Source organism: Mesorhizobium sp. WSM4308 (assembly GCF_002294905.1).
Lineage (GTDB): Bacteria > Pseudomonadota > Alphaproteobacteria > Rhizobiales > Rhizobiaceae > Mesorhizobium.
The window spans coordinates 76,901-101,977 of record NZ_NSFW01000013.1 but is presented as its reverse complement, the minus strand read 5'-3'; the positions used below and the strand labels follow the sequence as shown (position 1 = coordinate 101,977).

General features: G+C 63.0%; 17 protein-coding genes and 1 pseudogene. 9 read left to right on the top strand and 9 right to left on the bottom strand.

Translation table 11 applies throughout. The features are described from left to right. Positions 1-22 precede the first annotated feature (22 nt). The 6 genes from CK227_RS23360 to CK227_RS36255 all read right to left on the bottom strand — a co-directional run bounded on the left by CK227_RS23360 (position 23) and on the right by CK227_RS36255 (position 6,115). Positions 23-418 (bottom strand): hypothetical protein, encoded by a 396-nt coding sequence (locus CK227_RS23360; protein WP_245318210.1) that lies wholly within the window; start codon positions 416-418, stop codon positions 23-25. Between the two features lie 69 nt (positions 419-487). Beyond that, positions 488-1,789, bottom strand: coding sequence for a type II and III secretion system protein family protein (locus CK227_RS23355; protein WP_245318211.1), 1,302 nt, complete (start codon positions 1,787-1,789; stop codon positions 488-490). 102 nt (positions 1,790-1,891) lie between these two features. Beyond that, on the bottom strand, positions 1,892-4,054 hold the full coding sequence (gene sctV / locus CK227_RS23350) for a type III secretion system export apparatus subunit SctV (RefSeq protein ID WP_095774380.1): 2,163 nt from the start codon (positions 4,052-4,054) through the stop codon (positions 1,892-1,894). A gap of 325 nt (positions 4,055-4,379) precedes the next feature. Next, the gene (locus tag CK227_RS23340) at positions 4,380-4,757 is read right to left on the bottom strand and encodes a hypothetical protein (protein ID WP_245433486.1); all 378 of its coding nucleotides are present in this window, start codon (positions 4,755-4,757) and stop codon (positions 4,380-4,382) included. 59 nt (positions 4,758-4,816) lie between these two features. Further along, positions 4,817-5,818 (bottom strand): EscD/YscD/HrpQ family type III secretion system periplasmic domain-containing protein, encoded by a 1,002-nt coding sequence (locus CK227_RS23335; protein WP_095774382.1) that lies wholly within the window; start codon positions 5,816-5,818, stop codon positions 4,817-4,819. A gap of 114 nt (positions 5,819-5,932) precedes the next feature. Then, positions 5,933-6,115, bottom strand: coding sequence for a hypothetical protein (locus tag CK227_RS36255; RefSeq protein WP_142875995.1), 183 nt, complete (start codon positions 6,113-6,115; stop codon positions 5,933-5,935). Positions 6,116-6,339: 224 nt separating this feature from the next. Here CK227_RS36255 and CK227_RS23330 point away from each other — a divergent pair, with 224 nt between their 5' ends. Further along, positions 6,340-7,188, top strand: coding sequence for a MurR/RpiR family transcriptional regulator (locus tag CK227_RS23330; RefSeq protein ID WP_245318212.1), 849 nt, complete (start codon positions 6,340-6,342; stop codon positions 7,186-7,188). Positions 7,189-7,264: 76 nt separating this feature from the next. Further along, the gene (locus tag CK227_RS23325; RefSeq protein WP_095774383.1) at positions 7,265-17,836 is read left to right on the top strand and encodes a LysM peptidoglycan-binding domain-containing protein; all 10,572 of its coding nucleotides are present in this window, start codon (positions 7,265-7,267) and stop codon (positions 17,834-17,836) included. A 13-nt stretch (positions 17,837-17,849) separates the two neighbouring features. Here CK227_RS23325 and CK227_RS23320 read toward each other — a convergent pair whose 3' ends face one another. From CK227_RS23320 to CK227_RS23315, 3 genes and pseudogenes are all read right to left on the bottom strand, one after another. Further along, positions 17,850-18,530, bottom strand: a complete 681-nt coding sequence (locus CK227_RS23320) for a substrate-binding domain-containing protein (protein WP_245318217.1) — start codon at positions 18,528-18,530, stop codon at positions 17,850-17,852. A 111-nt stretch (positions 18,531-18,641) separates the two neighbouring features. Then, positions 18,642-18,734, bottom strand: a pseudogene (locus tag CK227_RS37360) (LysR family transcriptional regulator); the annotation flags it as partial. A gap of 45 nt (positions 18,735-18,779) precedes the next feature. Then, a complete protein-coding gene (locus CK227_RS23315; protein ID WP_245318213.1) occupies positions 18,780-19,502 on the bottom strand; it encodes a L,D-transpeptidase in 723 nt (240 codons plus the stop codon). A 300-nt stretch (positions 19,503-19,802) separates the two neighbouring features. On the opposite strand from CK227_RS23315, the gene CK227_RS23310 reads away from it, so the two are divergent. The 7 genes from CK227_RS23310 to CK227_RS23280 all read left to right on the top strand — a co-directional run bounded on the left by CK227_RS23310 (position 19,803) and on the right by CK227_RS23280 (position 24,931). Then, positions 19,803-20,375: a type III secretion protein gene (locus tag CK227_RS23310; protein WP_095774481.1), complete on the top strand. Its 573-nt coding sequence runs from the start codon at positions 19,803-19,805 to the stop codon at positions 20,373-20,375. 19 nt (positions 20,376-20,394) lie between these two features. Then, positions 20,395-21,015, top strand: coding sequence for a hypothetical protein (locus CK227_RS23305; protein ID WP_143750516.1), 621 nt, complete (start codon positions 20,395-20,397; stop codon positions 21,013-21,015). A gap of 79 nt (positions 21,016-21,094) precedes the next feature. Next, on the top strand, positions 21,095-21,862 hold the full coding sequence (sctJ, locus tag CK227_RS23300; protein ID WP_245318215.1) for a type III secretion inner membrane ring lipoprotein SctJ: 768 nt from the start codon (positions 21,095-21,097) through the stop codon (positions 21,860-21,862). Further along, complete coding sequence (locus tag CK227_RS23295) at positions 21,859-22,476, top strand: SctK family type III secretion system sorting platform protein (protein ID WP_095774387.1); 618 nt, start codon at positions 21,859-21,861, stop codon at positions 22,474-22,476. The genes sctJ and CK227_RS23295 overlap by 4 nt, the downstream gene beginning before the upstream one ends. A 4-nt stretch (positions 22,477-22,480) precedes the next feature. Further along, positions 22,481-23,101: a type III secretion system stator protein SctL gene (gene sctL / locus CK227_RS23290; RefSeq protein WP_095774388.1), complete on the top strand. Its 621-nt coding sequence runs from the start codon at positions 22,481-22,483 to the stop codon at positions 23,099-23,101. Then, positions 23,098-24,456, top strand: a complete 1,359-nt coding sequence (locus tag CK227_RS23285; RefSeq protein ID WP_095774389.1) for a FliI/YscN family ATPase — start codon at positions 23,098-23,100, stop codon at positions 24,454-24,456. The genes sctL and CK227_RS23285 overlap by 4 nt, the downstream gene beginning before the upstream one ends. Next, a complete protein-coding gene (locus CK227_RS23280; RefSeq protein ID WP_095774390.1) occupies positions 24,443-24,931 on the top strand; it encodes a hypothetical protein in 489 nt (162 codons plus the stop codon). Before CK227_RS23285 ends, CK227_RS23280 begins: the two co-directional genes overlap by 14 nt. Positions 24,932-25,077 lie beyond the last annotated feature (146 nt).

The window sequence follows — 25,077 nt, the reverse complement described above, 5'->3', positions numbered from 1 at the left end:
CGGGCGAGGAGTTGGCAGAGGCTCACTCGACGGACTGCGTCGTCTGCGGCGTCGCCGGCGCAGTTGTGTTGGCTCCGCCTGTCGGCGCCTCCTCGCCATCGAGGTAACGACGGGCCGCGCGCGCCGTCGGCGCCGCAGGCGCGGCTCCCATGCGCCGGCCTTCGACCAGGTCGCGTTGGCTTTCGGCCATGCGCTGCAGATTATAGGCATTAGCGCAGCCGGACGGCAGGTGGAAGCCGACGCCGGAGACGATCGTCAGATTGGTTCTGGCGGCCGAATTGTCATCATCGGCCGGTTCGGCCAGGCATGCGTTGGGAGCCAGAACGGAGCCGCTGACGCCTTTCTCGGAGTCGTCGGTATCGGTCGAAACATAGCTGTAGCCGGGCGAGTAATCCTGCCGCTGTTGCGGACTGCTCATGCAGCCGGCCAGAAACAACGGCGGAAAAACGGAGCTGAAAGCGATGCGCAATATCATGGTCGTTTCTCGCTATTTGATGATCAGACCGGTCGATGACGCGTCGTTGGCGTGCTTGCGACTGAGACGCTTGGCAGCCGGGCGGTCGAGCGGCGTGGCGAGGCTGTCACGCACCGGTGCCACCAGATAGGGCGTGATCAAGATGACAAGTTCGGTTTCTTCGTGCTGGAACCGCTGCGACTGAAAAAGGGGCCCAAGCACGGGCACATCGCCGAGAACCGGAAATTTCTCCAGGTTGCGCGAGGTTCGCTGCTGGAAAAGGCCGGCGATCGCAAAGGTCTGACCGCTTGCCACCTCCACCGTGGTGTCGGCTCGTCGCACCACGAAGCTCGGCATGGCAAAGCCGTTGGCGCTTACGGAGCCGGAATCCGATAAAGAGCTGACCTCCGGCTGGACGTGCAGCGCGATGCGATTGCGGCCGATGAGCGTTGGGGTGAAACCGAGGGACACGCCGAAAGGCTTGTATTGAATGGTGGTCACGTCGGATCCCTGCGCGATAGGCACGGGAATCTCGCCACCAGCCAGAAAGTTCGCCGTCTGTCCGGTCACCGCGGTCAGGTTCGGCTCGGCCAGTATCTTGACGACGCCATTGCGTTGCAGGGCTTCGATGAGGACATCGAAATTGAGGCCGTGCGCCTGGTTGAGGCTCAGACCAAAATTCCCATCGCTGCCCGAAGGCACGCCATTGTCCTGGAACATGTTGAATTCGAAGCCGCCGCTCTTGTAGCCGACGGACCAGTCGACGCCGTATGACTGCAACTCCGTGCGCGAGACTTCGGCAAAGCGGACCCGGATGTTGACCTGCTGCGAGCCCTGCACGGTCATGTTGTTCAGCGGCGGCTGTTCTGGCGGCGAGAACGTTCTTGCGACATTGTCCAGATCCTTTGCCTCGTCGACGCCTCGTGCTTCGCCTGTGATGGCGATGCGGGTTCCGAAAATGTGCAGATTTGTCGCCGACTTCGGCTGCATTGCGTGCTTGGCCTCATTGGCGGGCGTGATGTCGGGCGTGACGCGGAATTGAGCGGTTGCCTCGATCCGCTCATCGGCCGTGACCGCAATGAGATTGGTGAGGCCGGGTTTGAGGCCAAAGACATAGACCAAACTTGGCGATACGACCTGCAGGTCCGCGATCGTTGTGTCCGCGACCAGCACGGATTCGACCGGCTCATTGAACCGCAGCAAGCGTCCTTGCCCGACCGGCAGATCGAGACTTGGCTTGCTCGGCAGCGGCGACGCTTTCTGCGCCGCCGCGCCTGCGATCGTGAACAACAAGGCCAGCAAAACGCCAGCCGTCGCGATCGCGAGCCAGCGCATATCCGTCCGCCCAGCTGCGGATCGGACGCCTGCCGCTGTATCGTGGATCGTCATGCCGTTCCTCTCCTGATTCCCCATATGTCCTCATTCGTCCGGCCGCCGTCATGAGACTGTCTCCTGCGAGGCTTTCGCCTGAGCCGACGGCAGCGCCTGGGCGCGCCCGCCGGCTCTTCCGCTGCGGCCGGTGATCGTGGCCAGCGGCTGGACGTTGAATTCCTGCGCAAGTTCCTGGAAGGATAGGACGGGAAGCTCGATCGCATTGTGGGCGAGCAGGCTGCGCATGTGACGGCGCACGTCCATGGCTGCAAGGACGACCGGCGAGGCGTCGGTGGAATTGTGCGACAGGGCTCGCTCGACTTCGCTTACCAAGGCCTGCGCATCGTCGTCCGCGAGGTTCAGGAACGTGCCTGACGATGTGCTTTGCACCGCGTTTCGCAGAATATCCTCGGCGGAGCGTTGCAGCACATAGGCTGCGATGATGTTGTTGCGGCCGGCGGAACGGAAGCTGATCTGGCGCTTCAGGGACGTGCGGACATACTCCGTCAACAGGACAACGTCCTGTTCGCGTTGACCCCATTCGATCAGCGCTTCGAGGATGAGGCGCAGATTGCGGATCGGCACGTTTTCGCCGACAAGCCGGCGAAGCACTTCCGCGATTTTCTGCAGCGGCACGATCTCCTGCGCCTGTCGGACAAGATCCGCATAGTCCGGCTCCATGTCCGACAGAAGCCTGCGCGTCTCCTGGATCCCGACGAAATGTCCCGCATACAGCCGGAGTGCATTTGCGGTCCATCTGGCCGCGGTTTCGGCGGGTGTGGCGAAAGCGAAGCCCGCTTCTTTCAGTATCGATATTTGGCTGTCATCGACCCACGCGAACCTGCGCTGGCCGGCGATTGAAGCAGCTTTTTCGTAAGTCAACTCGAGCAGATCGAGATGCGTTGGGTCGGCTTCGACGAGAACACGTCCGGCAGGGATTTCGGCGTCAAGGATGGGCGCGCCTTCCAGATCGATGCGGATGCTTCGCGAGGAGAGCATCTCGTCGGCCTGCGTGCCGATGACCGGCACGTCGACACCGAGATCGCCGAAGAGTTCGCGGCGAACGCCGTCGGCAAGCGCAGCAAATTCGGGCTCTGGAACCGCCGCCGCGAGTTTGGCTCCGAAGCGCACGACGACGCGGTAGGAAGCAGTCAGCGTTCCGGTGGAGATTGCTGAAAGCGAAGCCGAACCACCGCGTTGTTCCTGCGCCGCGATCTGGCCGATGTCCTGGGGTTCGGAGTCACCGGCGTCGCGGCGATTGATTGCATAGGCGCCCGCGCCGAAGCAGGCGCCAAGGGCCAGGAACACAATGGAAGGGAAGCCTGGTACCATGGCAAGGCCGACCATGATCACCGCCGCGAGGGCGAGTGCTCGCGAGTCCCTGAGGAGCTGGCTGGTTATCTGCCGGCCAAGGTCGCCCGTTCCGTCCGCGCTGCCGACGCGAGTCACCATCGTGCCGGCGGCGATCGCGACCAGCAGCGCCGGGATCTGGGCCACCAGCCCGTCGCCCACGGTGAGCAACGAATAGGTCGCGGCCGCGTCTCCCAGCGACATGTCGTGCTGCAGCGTGCCGACGGCGAAACCGCCGATCAGGTTGACCAGGATGATGACTATGCCGGCAATGACATCGCCCTTGACGAATTTCATGGCGCCGTCCATCGCGCCGAACAGCTGGCTCTCGCGCTCCAGCTGCTGGCGCAGGCGGCGTGCTTCAGCCTGATCGATATCGCCGTTGCGCAGCTCGGCATCGATGCTCATTTGCTTGCCCGGCAACGCATCGAGCGTGAAGCGCGCGGCCACTTCGGCGACGCGTTCCGCGCCCCTCGCTACCACGATGAATTGCGCGACTGTGATAATCAGGAAGATAACGAGGCCGACCGCGATGCTGCCGCCGACGACGAAGGTGCCGAAGGCGGTGATGATCTCGCCGGCGTCGGCCTGCAGCAGGATCAACCGAGTTGTCGTGATCGTGATCGCCAGCCGGAACAAGGTGGCGATGAGGATGACCGACGGCAGCGACGAAAACTGAAGCGGGTGAGAAACGTAAAACGACGCCAGTAGGATGAGCACGCTAATGGCGATATTTGCGGTGATGAGGAAGTCAACGAGAAAGGTCGGCAGGGGAATGAGCATCATCACCACTGCAACCAGCATCAGGACGGCGATGATCAGGTCGCTGCGGCGTGACAGCCTGGCAAGGAATTGCAGAAGTCGCTCCGACGCGGTCATCAGGCAGCCCGATGCGACAGGAAGCTGAGCAACGCGCTGTGCGCCTCGCTTTTGCGCCCGGCAACGAGCAGGGCCCGACTCTTCAGCAGTGCAAGCACCGGGTGGTCCATTCCTTCCAAAGTCTCCAGCCTGGCAATCGTCGAAAGCGCCTTTTCGGCCTCGCCATCCAGTATGAGCAGGTGCGCCAGCGTCCTGAGAACGCCGGCATTTCCCGGCGAGAGCTGCGCGGCGATAAGCAGGTACGCCGCGCCCCGCTTGGCCTGCCCATGACAACCGTGGAGATAGCCCAGGACATGCAGCAGATGGACGGTGTCATGCGGGTCGGTCAGATTTCGATTCCTTCCTGCATGCGGCCAAGCAGGTCGCGATGACGTTCGATTTCATCCTCGATCAGCGTTCTGGCGAGCGTCTTGAGTTGCTCGCCGCCCTCAAGGTCTGGGACCAGGTTCGCTATGAAATGCTGCAGAATAGGCACCGAGCGGCGCAAGATGGCCCACTCCGGAATGGCGGGCATGACGAAGTTGCTGAGTATTTCATCCAGCGATTCGCCGGCGGCCTCTCCAGAGGCCTGGAATTCCGCCGTCTCAGGCCTCTCGGCGGCAGCGGCCGATTTCGTCCCCGGAGCACCCTTCGCGGCTTTGTCGGCGCCATTCATCCGTCGCCGGCTGATCGTTTGACCGCGCACGCCTTCGGCCTGATGCACGTCGCGGCCGGCAGTCTCCATCCTCGCCGAATCGAGGCGCGGCCCTTCGAGCCGGCGGTTCACGGATATTTCAGCGCGACCGTGGCGCCGCCCTTGGTCAGCAGAAGTTCCGTCTCGCCGATATGTTTGATGGTCCAGCCGTCATCGGTGAATGCGCCTTCGTGATAGCGTGCGCCGTCGGCTGCGATGACGTAGGGCCGGTCGCCATACCAGATCGCCTGCAGCATCAGGCGCGGCGCCTGCACTGCGTTGCCGGTCATGACGTTGGACACGAGAGTAACTTGACCGCCGAAGGTCTGGTCGAACCAGGATTGGGTCTCGGTCCAGACGCCGCTCTTGTCATCTGGGATCACGCCGGAAACCACGAGGCGCCCGGGCGATCGCTGGACGGTGACGGTGCTTATGCCGGACTGATCGAGACGTTGTTTGAGCTGGCTTTCCGCATCGGCGACTGTTTGAATCTGCGCCGGCGATGAATCGTCCAGCACTTCCTGCCGGCGCTCACCGGCGAACGCCATTCTGACCGGTTGATCGTCCCGAGAAGATGCCTGTGAGCCAATGTCTGACTTGGCGAGCGAGAACCCGTTGGCAGCGACAGAAACGGCAAAAACGGCAAGGAGAACGCTGCCGGCAACCAACATGGAGCGGTTGCCGAGCGACCACCGGCTCGATGGGCGTTCCGGATTGACCAGCCGGATTCGGGCGTCACCGATACCGATGAGGAACGGCAACCTGCAGCGACTGCCCTGTCCTTGACGAATGATTTCGCCTGTGAGGAGTGCGACATCGCCGCCGACGGCTTCGATTTCAAACTGGTTGCCCTTGCGCCGCAGCCTGGCGTGGATTGGAGCGATGCCGGCATCCCTGAGGACGATGTCAGATTCGGTGCTGGAGCCGATCGTATACAGCGCCTCAACCAGACTGAGTTCAGCGCCGGCATGAAAACCGTGGGTTACGCTGAGCGCGATGGACTGTGCGGATGACGGCGACGGGGCGATAATCGATCGCAGCCGACGCGCCGGCACAGCGTCCAGATATCTGCCGATAGGACTAGCGGTCATGCCACTTCATCTCCCGCCGATGGCGATTTCAAATGCAGCCGGACGATGGGCTTCCGCCATGCAACTGCGCCGCCGGTTGCTGTCGGCGGCGCATAGATTTGAGCATGCTTCGCGTCAGGCCTTCTCAGCCGACTCGCCGAGCGTCTTGGCGGTGCTCATCAGCATGTCATGCTGTGATTTCGCGATATCTTTCGTGATCTCCAGGTTAAACATGCGTTCCTGTTGCTTGATCATCTTGTCCAGGTTTTGTTCCGGTGACCCTGCAGAACCGGATGTAATGGGAGGGGTGGCAGCCATCATTGTCTCCTTGAGGGGCTGTTCAGGTTGCAAGCCCAGACTCGTGCATGCGGTCCAGGACCTTGCAGTCGCAATCTAGGGCAGGGCGATCGAAAATGAAAGTCCGTTTGGAATATGTGAGCCATTTTTGTTCCAACTGTTGCGTTCGAGGCGTTCGCGGAGTAGCCTGAGCGATGGGGTGAATGGGGTGATTGGGAATGGAAAAAGGTCCTTTGGCGGAGCTGTTGGCCGAACGGTTTGAGACTATGCCGCCGCAACTGCGGATCGCGGCGCGTTTTGTGCTGGATCATCCCAAGGATGTGGCGCTGATGTCGATGCGCGAGCAGGCCCAGCAGGCCGGTGTTTCGCACAGTACGATGATGCGATTGGCGCGGTGGCTCGGCCTTGAAGGCTATGAGGACATGCGCAGCCTTTATGCGCGCGCGCTGCGCGAGACGACAGGAGGATTGCCGGCACGACAGGGCATCGAACGGGACGGCGGTTCGGGATTCTCGACGGTCGGCGTCGTTGCCGACGCCCTCGCCGCGCAGGTCTCAAGTCTTGGCGAATACGGTAGCGCCATGCAATTCATCGCAGCCGCCGACCTCGTTGCGGGATCGCGCAATCTTTTCGGCCTCGGCCTACGCTCGGCTTTTCCGGTCACGAGCCATTTCGTTGACATCATGTCGTTCGCAGATAGCGGCGGCCGCAAGGTGATGCTGGTCGGCGAGATGGCCGGACAAGGTCTGGAGGCCCTTCAGCACGCGGGACGCGGCGACGTGCTCCTTGCCGTCGGCATGTCGCCGTACGAGCGCACGACGATAGACGTGGCGCGCCAGTCGGCCCGGCAGGGCGTCGGCGTGGTGGCGATCACCGACAGCAGCGTGTCGCCGCTGACCCGGATTGCGCGGGAAGCGATCATCGTCACCTCCAATTCGCAATCATTCTTCCGAAGCATGGCGCCGGCATTCGCCGCCGTCGAAATCCTGGCGGCGCTGACGGCGGCGCGCTCCGGAATGGATGCCGCGGAGCGCGTGAAACAGTCGGAAGAACAGCTTGCTGCTTTCGGCATCTATTGGAAGCCCCCTCGATAATAGCGGATGGCTGCGATCGGGGCGGGTGTGACGGCGGCCGGGCTGCCGGCAACAGTGATTTCCGGAGGTCGTCCAGATGGTTCGCCCGATAACGCTCACCAAGCCGCCCCTCCAGACACAGAAGGTCAATGCCAACGCGGATGCCGCCCAGGTAGCACGGCTGGAGGCGCAGGCGGCGGCACTGCGCGATCAGATCAGGCTCGCCAACAGAATGGGCGAGCGCGATTGGGCGGCACAGGCTCGCCAGGAACTGGCGCATGTAAACACGCAATTGAGTTCCCTTCAGCCGAAGCCGGCAACGGCACCGGCGACACCGGGCGTCAATGTTGCGAACGCCGGCAATGGCACATCCGGCAATGGCACGACGGTGACGCCGGCACTCTACGTGAACACCAATCTCGCGACGCCGGCCGTGACTCTGGTGGACCTCGATGGGAGTCCGACCAGGGACGATCCCGCAGCAGCAAACACCGCCCGCGATATCGTCAACGACGTCACCGGAGGCAAAAGCATCGACCAGATCGCGTCTGACCGCCATATGACACGCGAGCAGGTTATCGCCGCGCTCAGGTCCGGCGGGATGACCGTGTCGGATGGAAGCGCGCCGAACGGCGACACGCAGACGACGAAAATCACGGATACCAGCGGCCGCACCGTCACGCAGTTTTATGATTACCAGCACGACAGCTATTATGCGACCGTCCAGGAACAGCCCGGCGGCGCGACGACCACCTCGCCGGTCCGGGATGGGCTCGGACGCAAGGAAACCACCAGCTACAATTCAGACACCGGCGCCCTAACGACGCGCTATGAGGACGACCTCGGGACCGGAACCGTTACCGAGCGGACGTCGCTGCCCAATGGAGCGTCGGTGGAAACCGTGACGCCGGGCGCCGGTCCTTCTCTTCCCGTGACCACGGTCACAGGTCCGGACGGCCGCAAAACCATATTGGCGCCCGCCCAGGATCCAGGCGGATCCGACACGCCGAACATCAGGCAAGGCCTTGCCGACGGAAAAAGCATCGACCAGATCGCAAAGGAAAATGGCCTCACCGACCAACAGGTGATCGCCGAGATTGAAGGCGCCGGCTATCAGGTCAAGGCCACCGACAGCAGCGACGCGCAGTCGGTCGAGATCGTCGATCCGCGCAGCGGCGACAAGACCGTCTACTCCCACGACTATCAGCACGACGTACGCACCGTCACCACCACGGCTGACGGCAAGCAAACCTCGCAATCCGTCGATGGTAACGGAACCGAGACCAAGACCGTCACCGACAAGGACGGCCGGGTGACGACGACGATCACCGAGAAGATCAATGGCGGCAAGCCTGTCGAATACGAGGTCAAGGCGGGCGACAACCTGACCCTTATCGCGCAGCAATATGGCGTGACGCTGGATGATCTCAGGCGCGCGAATCCGGAGCTTTTCAGCTCGCACCGCGATCCGGACATCATCGACACCGGAGAAAAGGTCACCATCGATAACGGTACGCGCACGACCGTGAAGGTTACCTTCAACGGCTATACCCTGACCACCAAGCCCGATGGCAGTTCGACGTTGCACAACAACACCACCGGCACCGACCTGCAGATCGAGGCAGGAAGCACGGAGGAATCGCTGGCCAAGACACTGCTGGCGGCAAACCCCAACAGCAGCGATGCCAAGGAGGCAAAAGAAAGCCAGGTCGTGAAGACCTTCGTCGAGGGGTTGTTGGCCGGGGAGACCTTGCCCAGCCTGATCGCCGCCGCGCAAAAAGCCGGACATGACAAACAGGACCTGATCGACAAATACCACCTGGGTACGCCCGTCACGCCCAAGCTTGACGGACAGAACAGGGTTGTCGATCCACTCGGCGACCCACCGCAGGGCAACGCGCCCTCCGGGGGAAAGTGGATGCCGATGAAGATGGACGGCGTCTGGACCTGGGTCGATCCCCAGGTTGCTCAGGCCATCATCGACGAGAACATCGCGCTGTCGCGCGTCACCGAGACGCGGGCTCTGGCGGGCCAGGAGCAGGAGCAGCTCAACGTCGATATGCTCGATCCCGCCTACAAGGATGGCGTCGGTGGCGCGCAGACCATCCTGAATAAGGCGTTGGCGCCGCACGGCCTGCAATGGAACGCTCAGAAACCGAAAGGCACGCTTGCCGATGCGCGCGAGCGGCTGACCAAGGCCAACACCTTGCTGCAGAACGCGCGGGATGCCCGCGGCGAATATGAGAACGCCGGGCGCGTCCTTAAGGACGCCATCGCCGGGCAGGGTCCGCTAACCCCGCTGGGCGATCCGAACGCGCCGGCAGTCAGCGCGCGGGGCACTCCCGACCTTCATCCGCAACGCGATCAAAGCGTCGCCGACCACTCTGCCGTCGACAAGCTGTTTTCCGAGGTCGGCCTGCATCTGAGCAAGGGCGACAAGCTCACCGTCGACTTCCTGGTAGGGCAGGCCGAGCTCAACGGCGTTCCCAAGGACTCGAAGGAATACAAGGAGCTCACGAGCCTGCAGACGACGGCAGGCAGCCAACTCGAACTGGCTCAGGCCTACCAGAACTATTTCGACGCCCATGCCGACGCAACCAAGGTCAATGCGCGGCAGACGGATCTCGAGCAGAAGCTGTCCAACGAGTATCTTGGCGAGCAGAAGTTTAATTTTGACGAGAAGTACAATCGCATCAGCGGCGATTACCTCGGGCACTACAAGAGCTCGACACTGGAGATCCGTGACGGCCAGCTCTGGGTGGTCAACCATTTCGACGAGGGAACCACCGAACAGCAGCTGACCTACAGCCTGACCGACAAGAATGTCCGGGACGAATATCGCGATCGCCAACTCAACAAGGACTGGCAGACACTTCTGGCCGGCTACGATGCCAACGCAAAAGTCTGCACGGCAAATGGTCTGCAATCGGTAAAGGCCAGCGAGGAACAGGCGGCAAAGAGCATGAACGACGTCCTCGACAAGCAACTCGGCAACAGCATTGCCGACCTCAAGACCCAACTGCCGACGCTGCAGACCAATTTCGACAATGCGCTGACGAACCACAAACCAGGAACGGTCGATGCTCCCGCGGGCACGCTACCCGATGGCGCGCAGCCGGTCGAGATCGATGTCGGCGGGCAGAAGATCAAGGTGGCGCCCGACGTTGCCCAAAACTACGCCAAGACGGGGATCGATGCGCTGACCAAGGGCGGGAAGGCGGTTTGGATCGATCTTGACACGGAAGATGACGATACCAGCGGTCGCTGGGTCGACCCCGAAGTCGCGGTCGCCAGGCTCAAGCTGGGTGCCGTCAGGCTTCAGATATCGCAGGCCGAGGATCTGCGCAGGGTGGTGCAAGGCTTCAGCGACTATCATGAGCTTCGGCTCAGCGAGCCTTCGCTGCTGGTGGATGACAACACCACGGTCGACAAGACCTATCTGGACAAGCATGAGCCGCAGGCGCTCGACGGCATATATCAGCCGAGGTTCCAGCAGTTGCTCGCCAACGGCTACGACAACGAGTTCAGGCAACAGCCGGGCGCGGCCCTTGATGAAACGGTCGCCAAGAAGCTCGGCCTGGACAGTTCGACCGATGATGGGCGCGACGCGATAGACAATGTGACGGACGAGATCCGCGATATCGGCGGCAACAATCCGTATGTGCGCAGCGTGCCGATCTTCTATATCGACGACCGGGTCGGAACGCAGCAGGTTACTCTCTTTGCGGTGCGCGACGGGGACGGCAACACCCGATATGTCGATGCCACTGGCAAGAAGTTCGATGACCTTGGTGATTTCCAGGACAACAACAGTCAGTTTGGCGAGAACGGCAAGCTTGTCGTTCCCAAAAACCTGGAGATGAAGGCCGGCGCCGACGGCAAGATCGCGCTTGAGGTGGTGAAAGCGCGAAACGTCTCGGTCTGGGATAAGGTCGTCGATCCGCTGGTTGGCATCGGTACCGGCATTGCCACCATCCTGTCATTCACGCCAGCGGCGCCGGTCGCCGCGCCGCTGGCCTATACGGGCGCGGCCTATCTCGGAGCCAGAGCCGTTATAAACGAGGCCAACCACCTGGATCACGGTGGCGAGTGGTACGACACCGAATCGCTCACGAATATCGCAAGCGCCGCGACAACAGTTCTGCCCGTGGCCTCCAGCGGCCTGCGCACCATCGGCATGGCGGCGAAGAGCGAGTCATTGCTGGCAGGCCTTGCTGCCAGCCCCCGCGCCTTCGCCGGAAGCATAGGCGCGACACGGTCGAACTGGGCGTTGGCGTCAGAAACCCGCACCTACATGCAATCGACCGCCAAACTGAACAAGACGGCGTGGGGGCTGGACGTCGGCTCGGTGATTGTCGGCACACCTTTGCTGGCGACATCCGCGTACGATCTCGCCGCCAACGGGGACCAGATGAACGGTCTCCAGCTTGCCAACGCGCTGACGGGTCTTGGCACTGGCGTCACCGGCACGGGGCTCGGCATCCACGGTCTGCGCACCATGCGGCCAGGAACGGGAACACAGGCGAGCTCCAACGGCCCCGGCGCCAACCCGCCGCCGGGCAATGGCGGTCCGCATCAGCAGCCGCCCGGTGGCAAGCAACCGCCCGGCGGCAAGGGACCGAGGCAGTCGCCGCCAGCGCTTGGCCCCGGCTCCTCCGGACGCCCGATGAATATCTATGAAATGGGCGCCGATGGCGTTTACCGGCCGACGGGAGAGCAGGTCTTCCATGACCCCAGCCACCCGGTCATCCCGGGAGAAGCGATCAAGGGCGATGACGCCGGCGGCAATGATCCGACGGTACTGACGGGCCGCGATTCTGATGGCTCGACTGCCCAAGGCACACCGCATCCCGCTGATGGCGACCCCATCGTGGTGCCGGGTGAGCCGACAGGAAAAGACGGACCGGTACGCCTGGTCTGGGATCCGCAGACACGCAGCTTTGCCGGCATGCCCGAACGCGACACGAGCGGCTACGTCTACACCAGCGGCAAGGATCCGAAGACGTCCTCGGCCTATCTCGACGGCCTGAGCGCCGAGCAGCTGGTGGCTCGCTACGAGCAGGAGAAAAGCTATTATTCCAGCGCCGAGATGGCCGAGCGCTATGGCCCGGACGGCGTCCAGGTTCCACGCACGCCGCTTCGTGACGTACTGCCGGACTTCCGCGCCGGCCTCACCTTCCGGGTCCGGTTGAACACCGGCGACGCATTCGGGATAGGCTCGCCGACAATTGCGGCCGTTGGCTTCGGTGTCGGAACCAAGACCGATTTCGGCATGATCGGGTGGTCGATCGTCGACAGCGTCAGCCAACGCAGCCTGACGCCGTTCAAGGACGCGCTCGGCACCCAGGGCGTCGTATCCTACCGGGCACGCGAATACAGGAATATCACAAGCCTCCAGGCCGGCGTGTGGCCGGTGTCCAACCAGACGGCCTTCCCGGTTCGCAGCAGCGATCTGTCGGCGGCGGCGAGCAAGGCGATATTCCACGATGCCAGCGGCTATGAGGCCAATCCGGTCGATGCCGCTATCGTCGGGGTGACACCCGACGGCGAAGGCACTGTGATCGAGATGATCTACACGCCTTCGCTGACTGGCAAGGAGGCTACCCTCGCGCCCGGCCAGCATGATTTCTTTGGGGTGCCGGCGGAAAACAGCTCCGGCCATGTCACGCTGCAAGGCGCGCTTCCGTTCGATCGTGTCATGACCGAGACCAAGGCCGGCATACGCCTGCCGATCGTAGCCAATCACGTCGCGGCGGTGGGCGAGATGCCGCGCGTCGGCTTCGAGAGGCGCCCGGAACTGTCTGTCAAGGACACGTTGCAGCCGGGCGACATAGTGTCGACGCAGGCATTCGACCAGATCCAGTCCGCGCTCGGCTCGACAAGCCTGAAGATCCAGTTCGCGGTCAAGGACCCGGCGAAGGCGTCCGAACTGATCGCAGCCATCGGCGAGGGCGATGGCATCCGCTCGATCCGTGACCTCGTCAAGGCCGGTCAGATCGATCCGTCGAACACGGTTTCTCTGGTCGATGAGCCGACGCTGAGCGGATTGCGTCTTTCGGCAGTGCCGGGCAAGGCGGCCAGGGCAGACATCGTTTTGCTGACCGGCGAGAAGGCTCGCGTTGTAAATCCCGAGGCGATGCTGGTCGACGTCATCTTCAACGATCACAACAACCTGCCGGGCGTGCTGGGTTTCAATCCCGACCGGATGGTCACGTCCGCGACCTACAAGGTGAAATCGACAGTACAATCATGGCTTCCGGCACGCTTCCAACCCGACGGACCGCCTCAGTCCCGGTACATGCCGAGCGCCGGCAACATCTACAAGAACCTCTACGGTTCGCATGGCAGCCCGGCCACGCGCTACACGGTTTCACTGTCGATGCATCCTCTGCCCGCGGGTGCGCTGACTTTCAGCGCCGAGGTGAGGGTCCAGTACAAGTCCAAGGCGGCCAGCATGGCTCCTTCGATCGCCAAGAACGAAACCGCGACACTGACCTTCGATCGCGCCGACGGGCAAACCGAGGAACTGACGGTCCCGGCCTGGCTTGCCCATGCCGTGGAAACCTCGCATGACGGCGCGGCGACAGGCATCCCGAAGGGCGGCAAAGCCTCCCTGGAGCAGTTCCTCGGCGGACTGGAAAAAAACGCAAGACCTGATCAGCGCGCCGCGATCGAGCAGTTCCGGACGGAATTCGGCCCGTCGATCGTCGATGGCGGCTTCATGCGCCAGAACGTTGCCGACGGTGTGCTGACGTTCCTCTCCTCGCAGGTGGGCAGCCGCCGAAACGGCCCGATTCAGATCAGGGACGAGCACGGGCAGTCCGTGACGGCAACCCGTTATGGACCGCTGCCGAAGAGCGCGGAGAATGTCTATGTGCCACCCGCCGACGGACCACCGGCGCGTGGCGACGAACCGGAGTTGATGCACAAGTCGCATATTTTGTTCCGCGATCCGGAGACCGGAGAAGCATCCGTCCTGCCATGGATGCGCGGCGCCTCCGAGGACCATGTTCCGGGCACTCGGCCGGAGGGTGAGGCCGTGCCGCCGGCGGCAACGCCGGTCAGGAAGGCGATCGAGGCGGCGCCTCCAACGACCTATTCGCTGCAACAGGTCCGCAACATGCGGCAGCCCGAGAAATGGAAGGCCGGCGAGATCTATACGCGCGAACTCAATGGGTCGCCTGGAGAAGCGCATTTTCCGGTCGATGCCAACCCGGGTGGAGCCCACCCCGTCTCAGGCGCGGGTGGCCGGTATGTGGATGCGCCCGTCTTCAAGAGCGACGACGTGATCGAAGCCATCGAGGTCAAGACCTACCATCGCTGGACGACGATCAACGGTGTCGCGCAGATGCGCGAAGTGCCGCTCACGCCGAAATTGCAGGAGCAGATCAACAAGGATGTGGCGCTGCGGGATGAGAACCCGGGCTATCAACCGCGCTGGGTTTTCCTTGACGCGCCGCCTTCGCCCGAGTTGCAAGGGGCGCTCGATGATGCCGGGATCGTCGGCAACATCTTCGGACACAACAAACCTGCCGCTGCAACTTCACCATCCCAGTCCGCGGCGACCAAAAGCAGTTCGGGCCGAACTATCCAGCTCGAAGACGAGAGCGGCAAGGTGATCACGGCGGCGATGCTGGGCACCGAGCCAAGGGGACCGGAACGGGTCTATGTTCCGCCTTCCGACGGTCCACGGGCGTGGGGCGACGCCCCGGAGCTAGCGGACAAGACGCACATACTGGTGTACGACCCCAGTACGGGCGAAGCTGTGGTGCTGCCCTGGATACGCGGTGCTTCCGACGAACACGTGCCGGGAAGCCTGGATCGTCCGGAAGAGGGCGATCAGCCCGCTGGTGTAGACGAGGGAGCAAGCAATGCCGGCCGACCGTTGCGCGGCAATGTCGGCCCCTATGTTTTCCGCGCCGACACGCGCTCGCCGGGCGAGATCAGGGACGCGGGAGGCTTCTCGCCGCCGCTGCCGACAGGGATCTGGGTGGACAACCCGCAAGGCATCGCGCTGAGCAATTATGTCATGGGCAATACCCATGGCCGTTTCGTTGGCACGAGCCAGTCGGTCTCAGGGGCGAAGGCCTTCGTCTCGGAGGAGTCGCGGGCCGCGCGCCAGCAAGGCTACACCTATCTCTACACATTGAATCCGAGCCGGCCGCGCCTCCACGTACCGACCGAGTTCGAGGCGATGGGCCGGCCTGTCGGCGACAGGATGGCCCGTGTCGACGAGACCGCAGTCGACGGCAGCATACCGTGGGGCGAGGTCCATGGTTGGCGGATGATGGGCCCAGACGGCACCTTCGTCAGCGGATTTACCCGCAACGAGGATGCCCTTGCTCCAGGCGCATCGACGCCGAAACGCCCGCAGATCATCTTGCGGCCAGCCGACGAATTCTGGGATGTCGGCGCTCCGACGGAGGCGCCGGTAACCGAAGCGGTGGTCGACGAGACGCCATCCGTGACGGCCAACGAAACGCCGCAGGTGGTGGACACTTCGGCCGAAACGTCCTCGCCGAGCGTCACTTGGCCGCCCGTGTCCGACGACGGCAGGGCGGTTTTTGACCCGGCAAGCGGAAGGATCGTCAGCCTTGAGCTTCCGGCGAGTTCCGCAGCGCAACCGGGACATGCCCAACCGGTACGGGCGCCGACCGGGCCGGAAGTCAGAGCATTTTCCACCGATCAGATTTCAGGGCTGACCGGGGCGCAGTTGCACGCCATCAAGCCGGAGCACATCGCCAAGCTGACGCCCGAGCAGGTTGCCACACTGAGCCCAGAGCAGATCGGGCAACTGACGATTGATCAACTTGCGGCGCTGCGGCCGAAGCAGTTGCGGGCGCTGAGCAGCGAACAGCTCCAGGCGATCAGGCCAAGCAGATTACAGGCCATTGCGCCTGGCCGCATCAGCGGCTTGCGACCGGATCAGGTTGCCGCCTTCTCGCCCGAGCAGCTCGCTGCCTTGACCTTGGAGCAAGTGCGCAAGCTGACGCCTGACCAGATCGCCAAGCTCAGCGATGAGCAGCGCAACGCCTTTACGTCGGAACAGTTCGCGGCCATGAGACCTGCCCAGTTCGGCCATCTCGATGGGACGCAGTTCGCGGCGTTCAATCCCGACCTTGTCGCGGCACGCAATCCCGCGACAACGGCAAAGCTGTCGCCGGACCATATATCGGCGCTGACGCGTGAGCAGCTAGGGACCCTGACCGTTCATCAGATCGAGGCGCTGACCAGGCAACAGATCGGCGCCCTGACGCCGAAGCAGCTTGGCGAACTGAGCCCCGGCCAGTTGCGCAAGTTCACGCCCACGCAGTTTACCTGGATGTCGACGGAGCAGACGAATGCGCTTTCCGTGCTGCAGCTGACAACCTTTCGGGCTACCCATAAAAAGGCGCTGACGCCGGATCAGGCGGCCGGCGTCGATCTGGCGCTGAGCCACGCCAGGATGCGCGAAAACGCTCAGGCTCTCGCCACCTTTGGCGGCATGTCGACCACATCCTACGTGCTGTGGAGCTCGTTGCCTCCGACCTGGACCGCCACCGCCGGAGCGGTTGCGTTTGGCGTGCGGGGCTTCGTGTTCGGCACGCAGGCGATCTTTCCCAACGCGACGGCAAGCCACAGGCCGTTCGGGCGGTTCCTCAATGCGCTTGGCGGCGCCACGTTCATTGCCGCGGCGCCAGGGGCCGCGACCGGAATGGTCCAGGGCAAGGATCTTGTCGTCAACAGCACGTTCTCGCTCGGCAACGTCGTCTATGGCACGAAGTCAATGCTGCAGTCGTTCACCGGCAGGCCGGTGATCCGGAACCTGGCCGAGCATCTGGCTGGCCCCGGTTATGTGCTCGGCTGCGCTGTCTATACACTTCACTCCTGGCCGGCGCCGATCGCCACGGTCGCCGGCACCATGTTCACGTTCGGCTGCGCGGAGTTCTGGGCGTCGGCGATAAGGACGGACCGGATGAACCGCCGTTCGGTGCCGCGAACCGATGCCGATATCGCGGCCGCTGCGAAGTCCGACAAGAAATGGGCTGCATGGGATCGCTGGACGCTGGGCATCACTTTCGGCATCGGAATGCTTCTCTTCTCACTGGACTCGCTGCTCGCCCAACCTTGGGACCCCAAGACGGTCGCCCCGCCCGATCCGAACAAGCCGGATGGCGATGCGTCCTCCCAGCAGCCCGACGATCACCCGGATGTCCCAGACGAACCGAAGACCCCGCCCGAACATTTCCCGCAACTTGTGGTGTCGGCGGACGATGGCCTGAATTTGCGGAGCCAGCCCGAGGGCGACGCCGCCGTGGTGACGGTGCTGCGACCCGGCTCATTCGTCGAACAGACCGCGAGGCCTTCGACCGACCCGTCGGGAAAGGCCTGGATAGCCGTCGAAGGTTTCGGAACGGATGGCAAAATGCACAGCGGCTGGGCTTCCGGCAACTATGTCGAGGTTCATCCCGAAGGCAGCAGCAATCCGCAGGGCCGCACGAACCCGACACTGGAGAAGGACGGCTATCAGTGGGTCGAGGTCAGGAACGGTGACAGCATCCGCCTGATCGCCAAGGCGCATTCAGCCGATGTTGCCGATACGGTGGTGCTGAACATGGATCATATTCTAAGCCCGGATATGATTTTCTCCGGCGACCGCATCTACCTGCCGATTGCGGCGGTTGGCTGAGACGGCGCGGGTTCTAATCGGCAGGTTGGGCCTTGCCGATTCTTGCGGCGAATGCATGTGCGATGCAACCGGCCAGCTTTGCCGCACGCTCCGCTATCGGATTGGACGGTTCGGAGGAGTATGAAGCGGTGAACCGCAGGTCGGAGGGATGCCATTCGCAATCGACGATGCGCAGCGAGCCGCTGGCAGTATGATCCTGAACGACTTCCCTGGGGAGGGAGGCGATACCGATCCCGTTCAGCGTCATCGTGATGGAGGCGGCCAGCGAATTGGCCGGAAAGATACGCGGCGTCGCTTCAAGCTCACCGGTCAGCTTGCGGTAAAGTTCGCTGTAGGGTCTCGTCGTGCGCGCATAGCTGATAATCGGAAATTGCATCAGGTCGCTTAGCGTCAGCTTGCCTCGATTGGGCAATTTCAAGGACGGCGAGCAGACCCATACGAGCGGAAAGGAGGGCAGCTCCATATTCTCGATGCTGTATTCCTGAATGGGACCCATCAGCACCGCAAGATCAAGCCGGTGGGACATGAGCTCATTGCGCAGCGTCGTCGTCGTGTCGACGACGATGTCGGTATCGACGAGCGGATAGTTCGCCTGCAATTCCTTAAGGAAATCCGCCAGCCAGGTGTGCACGATGGTCTCGGCAACCCCGAGCCTGAGCACGCCCGCTGTTTCCGAAAGGGAGCTTGCGGTCAATTGCAGCCGTTCGGCGACACGCAGGACCCGCTGCGCCGGCGGCAGCAGCCTTTGTCCCTCGGCGGTCAGCCTTACGGTGCTGCTCTGCCTTTCGAACAGCTTGGCGCCGAGCGCTTCTTCCAGACTGGCTATCCGGGTCGATACCGCCGGCTGCGTTGTGTTCAAGCGTTCCGCAGCCTTTCGGAAGCTTCCGAAAGTCGCCACCAGGAGAAAGGTTTCAAGCTGCTTGATGTTGAAAGGGATCACGATTCAATGCCGGACAATAATCTGGGCGCCGATCTTCACTCGGTCATATAGGTCGATAACGTCTTCATTGGTCATTCGAATGCAACCGGAGGAATTGGCCTGCCCGACGGTCCATGGCTGATTGGTGCCATGAACGCGATAAAGCGTGTTGCCGATGTAGAGCGCGCGTGCGCCCAGCGGGTTGTTCGGTCCTCCTGCGACGCGCGCCGGCAGCAAATGGCCCTTCGATGCTTCCCTGAACCGCATGTCGGCCGGTGGTCGCCAATCCGGCCAGTCCTTCTTGCTCGAAATCGTGTCGCGACCGGACCATTCCAGACCCTCCTTGCCGACGCCGACCGCATATCGCAGCGCCTTGCCGTTTCCCAATATGTAATAGAGGCGCCGCTCCCTGGTGTTGATCACGATTGATCCCTTCGGTTGCGTCTCAGCGAAATCGACGATCTCCCTCGGTATTGCCGACCATGCCGGCCGTATTTCGCCATCCGAGGCCTGGCCGGGGGCGAATGGCGAGACAAGCACATTTCGGGCTTGATCGTAGCTCCAGCTTCTCGGGTCGTAGCCGCTGTTCGATTGACCTTGCGCCGGCGCCATCGCGGCAGTCAACGCGGCAGCGACCAGAACCGATTCACCCAAGCCCTTGCCGAGCCGCTCCCCGATCAGGGGCCATTGCCAAGCAATGCCGGTCGGACCATTCAGGCTCAAGAGCAGGTTCTTGCGTGCCGCCACCTGGGCTGATCCCTTCAAATCCGAGCAACAAACCGGCGACCGCGAGCCTTCGCTGCCCGATTCCAGCCCGCACCATATCGCTTTGCTCACTGACCGCAACATTTGGAACTAACTACGTGAGTTCAATCCAATTGGACTTCCATTTTAGCGACGCACGCGATAGGGTGAAATTGGCGGGTAACCCATGAGACGGGCGACGCGGGCTAGCTCCGCGCGTCCGTGATAGGATCAATTTTGACGGGTCGCGTTACCTGCCTCGTGGACCGGTTATCGGGAGCCAACGCTGCCTTCATGGCTGGTGTGATCCTGCTGTTCACGCTTGCTGCTTCGCAGGCGAACGCCGCCGAGCCGCGCTGGCCCGCGGGCCCCTACAAATATATCACCATCGACCAGTCGGTGACGGATGCGCTCGCCGAGCTTGGCCGCAACATGCGGGTGCCGATGCGCGTCAGCAAGCTCGTTAAGGGACGTTTGAGCGCCGGTATGCAAGTTGGAACGGCGCGCGAATTTCTGGAAGATATTTGCAATCGATACGGTCTGGTCTGGCATTTCGACGGTATCGTCATGAACGTCGCCACCGAAGCTGAAATCCAGACCGAACTGATCCCGCTCGATGCCAACACGGCCGCCGGCGCGGAAGATCGGCTTTCGCGGCTGGGCGTCATCGATCCGAGGTTTCCGACCAAGGTCTCCAGGCAAGATGACGTCGTCTCGGTGTCGGGGCCGCCCTCCTACATCGAACTGGTCAGGAAAACGCTCGGAGTTCCTGCGGCGACGGGCACCAAGCAAGAGCCGGGCAAAGTTGTTTCGGTCCGCGTTTTCCGCGGAACGCAGGCGCAGGTGTATAATGTCCCCTCCGCCCAGCCGAACTAGGAAAGAGGAGGGCAGGTCTATGCAAATCGCGCCGATTGGAGCTCTGGAAGCTACGCTTGCAAACTTGACCACCAGCATAAGCTCACAACAGCAGATCACCGCCGGCGCTGCAGCGCAGCCTGGCAACGGAATGGTCGGAGCCAAGCAGGAAAAGCACGACGCCGCGAAGGTCAACACGCCTGAGCGCGGTGATGTCGCCGCACGCGCGGGTCAGCAGGTGGCACAGGCATCGTCCGGCGCCAGTCCGGCAATGGCTGGACAGTCCTCAAAACCGGGAAGGACGGAGCCGATCGTTGAGCGCAAACTCTTCGACTATCTGGCCGAGGTGGAAAAGACCGGAGGGGGCCCGGCCACGGATCCCTCGGCCTTGTTCGGCTCCGCTGTCCAGTCGCTGGAAGGAACCATGCAGCAGGTCCAAAAGGCCCTTGGCAAGGCGAACATCCCGGCGCAAGCCGAAACCGCCGCCACGCCGGATGCCGCCCCGGCAGGCAAGGAAGCCGAAAATGCGCCGGCAAAGAATGCCCAGCACCTGCTCGAGCGATCCATTTCGGTGATGTGGGCAGCAGCCAATCTGGAAGTCGTGACCAGCAGCGTGAAGGCCGTGACGTCGTCCACCAGCACGTTGATCAAGCAACAGTAGGCGCCGCGGAATGCTCGTGCCCGAATTGTTCCAGTCGCGACGGTCGGCGCTGTTCAATCGATGTGCCGCACGGTGCCGCGTGGCGCTTGTCGTCGCCGGCATGCTGATGCTCCAGGCCTGTTCGGTGGAACTCTATTCCAACCTCGATCAGCGGCAGGCCAACGAAATCGTGGCCACGCTAATGCGTCACGGGATTTTGGCCCAGCGCGAGGCCGGCAAGGACGGCAAGATGACGGTTTCGGTGCAGAAGGGCCGCTTTGCCGAGGCAATGGCCCTTCTCGACGAAAGCGGTCTACCCAAACAGGAATTCCAGACGCTCGGCGACGTATTCAAGAGAGGCGGGCTCGTATCCTCGCCGGTGGAAGAGCGGGCAACGATGATCTATGGCCTGAGCCAGGAGCTGTCGCAGACAATCTCCGAAATCGACGGCGTGCTTTCCGCGCGGGTTCACCTGGTCCTGCCCGAGAATGATCCGCTGAGGCAGCAGTTGGTGCCGTCGTCCGCGTCGGTATTCATCAGGCATCGCGCATCGGTGCCGATGAACGAGCTGATCCCGCAGGTCAAGATGCTGGTGGCCAAGGGCATCGCCGGGCTGACCTACGACAATGTCTCCGTCACGCTCATTTCGGTCGCCGCGACCGCCCCGGAGCAGGAATCTGAGCCAGGGTTCATAACTTTCCTTGGTCTCTGGCTGCATCCGGACAGCGTGGCGGCGGCGATGTGGCTGTTCTACGGCATGGCGGCCGCGATACTCGCGCTGGCCGCCCGGTTGGCGTACCTGCAGTGGTACCGACGGCCTAATGTCTACGCCCTTGAAGCTTCCGCAATCCCCGCGAGGAAGGCATGACCGGGGCCGGCTCGGAGCAAGCGGCCAGCCCGGAATGGCAGGCCTTCATCTCTAGCCTCGCATCCTATGCGGACGCGGCCCGACTCGCCGAATGCTTTGACGATGCGATCAGCGAAGCTGCGTGCCAGCGCATGTTGCAGTCGCAACGCCTGCATGAGCGGTTGTCGAAGCTTCTGCTCGATCACTACCGGCTCTCTTGCGCGACCGATGAACCGTCGGACTACGTGGATCGGGCGATTGCCTTGTCGTCGGGCGAGGAATTGGAGGACCTAGCTCTTCGCTCGGGTGCGATCTACTGGGCCGGCAATCTTGCCGCCGCCATTGACGGGCGCGAAGCCGATGCGTTGCAGACTGCGCTGGGCGCGGATCTCTGCACTTTTGCGGTTGCCAATCGCGATCTGGCCGGTCCAACGCGGCCGTTGCACCCGCTTGAGGATATCCGCGGTCGTGTCTATGCCGATGGTTTGAGCTGCCTTGGCGGATGGTGCCAGGCGATGCCCCGCGAGACAGGCGCGCGCGTCCGCATCAAGCTCATGCCGCACGAATTCGTCGACCGGACCGCCAAGTCGTTCATCGAGGCCGGTCCGGCAATTGTGCGGCGAGCGATGGGTTAGCGCGATGGCCGAAGCGGACACCGCGACCGTTGAAATACCAAGGCGCCCCTATGCCCGCATCCTGCGCGCCGCTGAAGCGCGGGCCTGGCAGGATGGATATGCATTTCTCGATGCCGCGAGGCGTGATGCCCAGCAAATGCGCGAAGCCGCCCGGCGCGCCTACGCAGCCGAATACGCTCAGGGTTATGAGGACGGCAAGGCGCAAGGCGACGCGGATGCCAGCCGGCTGATAAGCGAAACGGCAGTCAAGGTGGATCGCTATCTCGGCGGGCTCGAGGCCGAAGTCACCGGGCTCGCCCTCGAGGTCGTCAGGCGAATTCTGGGGGAGTTCGACGTCGGCACGCTTGTCGCGAGGGCTGCTGGACAGGCCGTGACCGAAATTCGCCGTGCCAGATATCTGAAAATCCGTGTCCATCCCGCTTCGGTGGACCGGGTCCGCGAGGAGCTGGACACGGTCTTGCGCAACAGCGATCTGGGCATGATGGTTGAAATCGATGCGGATGATGCGCTGGCGCCGGCGGCCTGCATCCTCTCGACCGATATCGCCGTCATTGACGCCAGCATCGACGCCCAGCTCGATGCCGTCGCCGCCGCAATCCGGTCAAGGGCCGAGGCGCCGGCATGACAGGTTCCGCCATCGATATCGAAAGCCGTCTGGCGTCCATCATTCCAAACCTCCGTTCTGGCCTTCGCGACGATTCGAGCCGTCCCCGCAAAGGACGTGTCCGGCGGGTCACCGGAACGGTCATTCATGCGACCGTCGAAGAAGCCAGGATCGGTGAGATATGCGAGCTGGTCGACCCCAGAACCGGCCGGACGACCAAGGCGGAAGTCGTAGGCCTCATGGATGAGATGGCGGTCCTTGTTCCACTGGGCGATCTGACCGGGCTTTCAAGCCTAACCGAAGTCGTTGCGACCGGGAAGGACCAGCTGGTGCCCGTCGGCCCCGGCCTTCTGGGCCGGGTGATCAGCGCGTTCGGCGAACCTTTGGATGGCAAGCCGCTTTCGCCGGACGGCATTGTCGGCAGCTATCCGGTCAATGCCTATCCGCCATCCCCGCTGGAGCGCAGTCTGATTTCCGAGCCGATCCAGCTCGGAATCCGCGCCCTCGACGGGCTGCTCACCTGCGCACGCGGGCAGCGCGTCGGTATCTTCGGCGAGCCAGGCGTCGGCAAGTCCATCCTGCTTTCCGATATCGTCAGCGGCACCGACGCCGATGTCGCCGTGGTCGCCCTGGTTGGCGAGCGCGGGCGCGAGGTGCGTGAATTCCTCGAACACCAGCTTGGATCGGAAGGGCGCGAGCGGGCGATCGTCGTCGTCGCAACTTCGGACCGGCCCGCCATCGAGCGTGTCAAGGCCGCCTATGTGGCGACAACAATAGCCGAATTTTTTCGGGATCAGGGCAAGCATGTGCTGCTTGCGATGGACAACATAACGCGGTTTGCGCGTGCGCAGCGCGAGATCGGCCTGGCCTCGGGCGAGCCGCCGACGCGCCGTGGTTTCCCGTCTTCGCTGTTTGCGGTCCTGCCGCGTCTGCTCGAGCGCTCAGGCCCCGGTCGAGTCGGGTCCATCACAAGCCTCTACAGCGTTCTCCTGGAAGGCGACGGCACGCTGGATCCGGTCGCCGAGGAAATCCAGGCGCTGCTCGACGGCCACGTCTTCCTGTCGAACGAGCTTGCGCAACGCAACCATTTTCCCGCCATCGACGTCCTGCGCAGCCGAAGCCGCCTGATGGATGCCGTCGTGCCGCCGGCACATCGGGCTGACGCCGGCCGCTTGCGCGAACTGCTCGCCCGCTATGCCGACATCGAACTGCTCCTGCGCGTCGGCGAGTACGAAAAGGGCAGCGATGCCGTGGCGGACGAGGCGGTAGCGAAGATCGATGCCATCAACGCCTTCCTGCGCCAGCCGTCCGCAACATATGAGACCATCGACGGGACACGCCAGCGCATGCGGGAGATCGTCGATGAAGGAGCCTGACATGATCGCTCGACTGCGCGACCTCAGACGCCGCCGCCAGGAGCGCGCACAGGAAGAGGTGATCATAAGGCGCGCCGCCGCCAACCAGGCCGCGAGGGAAGTTCAGGAGGCGGCCGCGGCCGTCACGGAACACCTCCTGCGCACTGCTAACGCCGAGGATGCGGCCTTCGATGCGCTGGTCGGGCAGCCGGTGAATGCCGCCAGCCTCCACCGGCTGCAGGGACGGTTCGAGGTCGACGCCAGGAAAACCGGGCAGTTGCGGGAAGGCGAGAAAATGGCCGGCGTCGTCGAGAAGCGACGGAAAGTCGAGCTGTCGGCAGCCCGCAACGACCACCGTGCGAGCATCAAGGCTGTGACCAAGCTGGACAGGCTGTCGGAGCAATTGGCCAAACGCAACGCGCGTCGCCGCCAGGCCCTCGCCGAGCTTTCCGAGGAAGAGGAGCGCGGCCAGCCGCGCTTGTCCACAGAACGATAGCCCAATCCGTGATTGATATGGATGTGATGCCTCAAGACTTCGCGCCGGCAAGAACGAAAGCGCGGGCAAAACCGGCGAAACGCGCGGCGGCACAGTCGAGCAGCGGAGAGCCACTGACTTTAGCAACCGTAGCGACCGCGGATGTC

Coding starts and splice junctions, on each gene's coding strand:
- CK227_RS23360 (WP_245318210.1), bottom strand. CDS start 418: ATGAGCAGTCCGCAACAGCGGCAGGATTACTCGCCCGGCTACAGCTAT.
- CK227_RS23355 (WP_245318211.1), bottom strand. CDS start 1,789: ATGCGCTGGCTCGCGATCGCGACGGCTGGCGTTTTGCTGGCCTTGTTG.
- sctV (WP_095774380.1), bottom strand. CDS start 4,054: ATGACCGCGTCGGAGCGACTTCTGCAATTCCTTGCCAGGCTGTCACGC.
- CK227_RS23335 (WP_095774382.1), bottom strand. CDS start 5,818: ATGACCGCTAGTCCTATCGGCAGATATCTGGACGCTGTGCCGGCGCGT.
- CK227_RS36255 (WP_142875995.1), bottom strand. CDS start 6,115: ATGGCTGCCACCCCTCCCATTACATCCGGTTCTGCAGGGTCACCGGAA.
- CK227_RS23325 (WP_095774383.1), top strand. CDS start 7,265: ATGGTTCGCCCGATAACGCTCACCAAGCCGCCCCTCCAGACACAGAAG.
- CK227_RS23305 (WP_143750516.1), top strand. CDS start 20,395: ATGCAAATCGCGCCGATTGGAGCTCTGGAAGCTACGCTTGCAAACTTG.
- CK227_RS23295 (WP_095774387.1), top strand. CDS start 21,859: ATGACCGGGGCCGGCTCGGAGCAAGCGGCCAGCCCGGAATGGCAGGCC.
- sctL (WP_095774388.1), top strand. CDS start 22,481: ATGGCCGAAGCGGACACCGCGACCGTTGAAATACCAAGGCGCCCCTAT.
- CK227_RS23285 (WP_095774389.1), top strand. CDS start 23,098: ATGACAGGTTCCGCCATCGATATCGAAAGCCGTCTGGCGTCCATCATT.
- CK227_RS23280 (WP_095774390.1), top strand. CDS start 24,443: ATGAAGGAGCCTGACATGATCGCTCGACTGCGCGACCTCAGACGCCGC.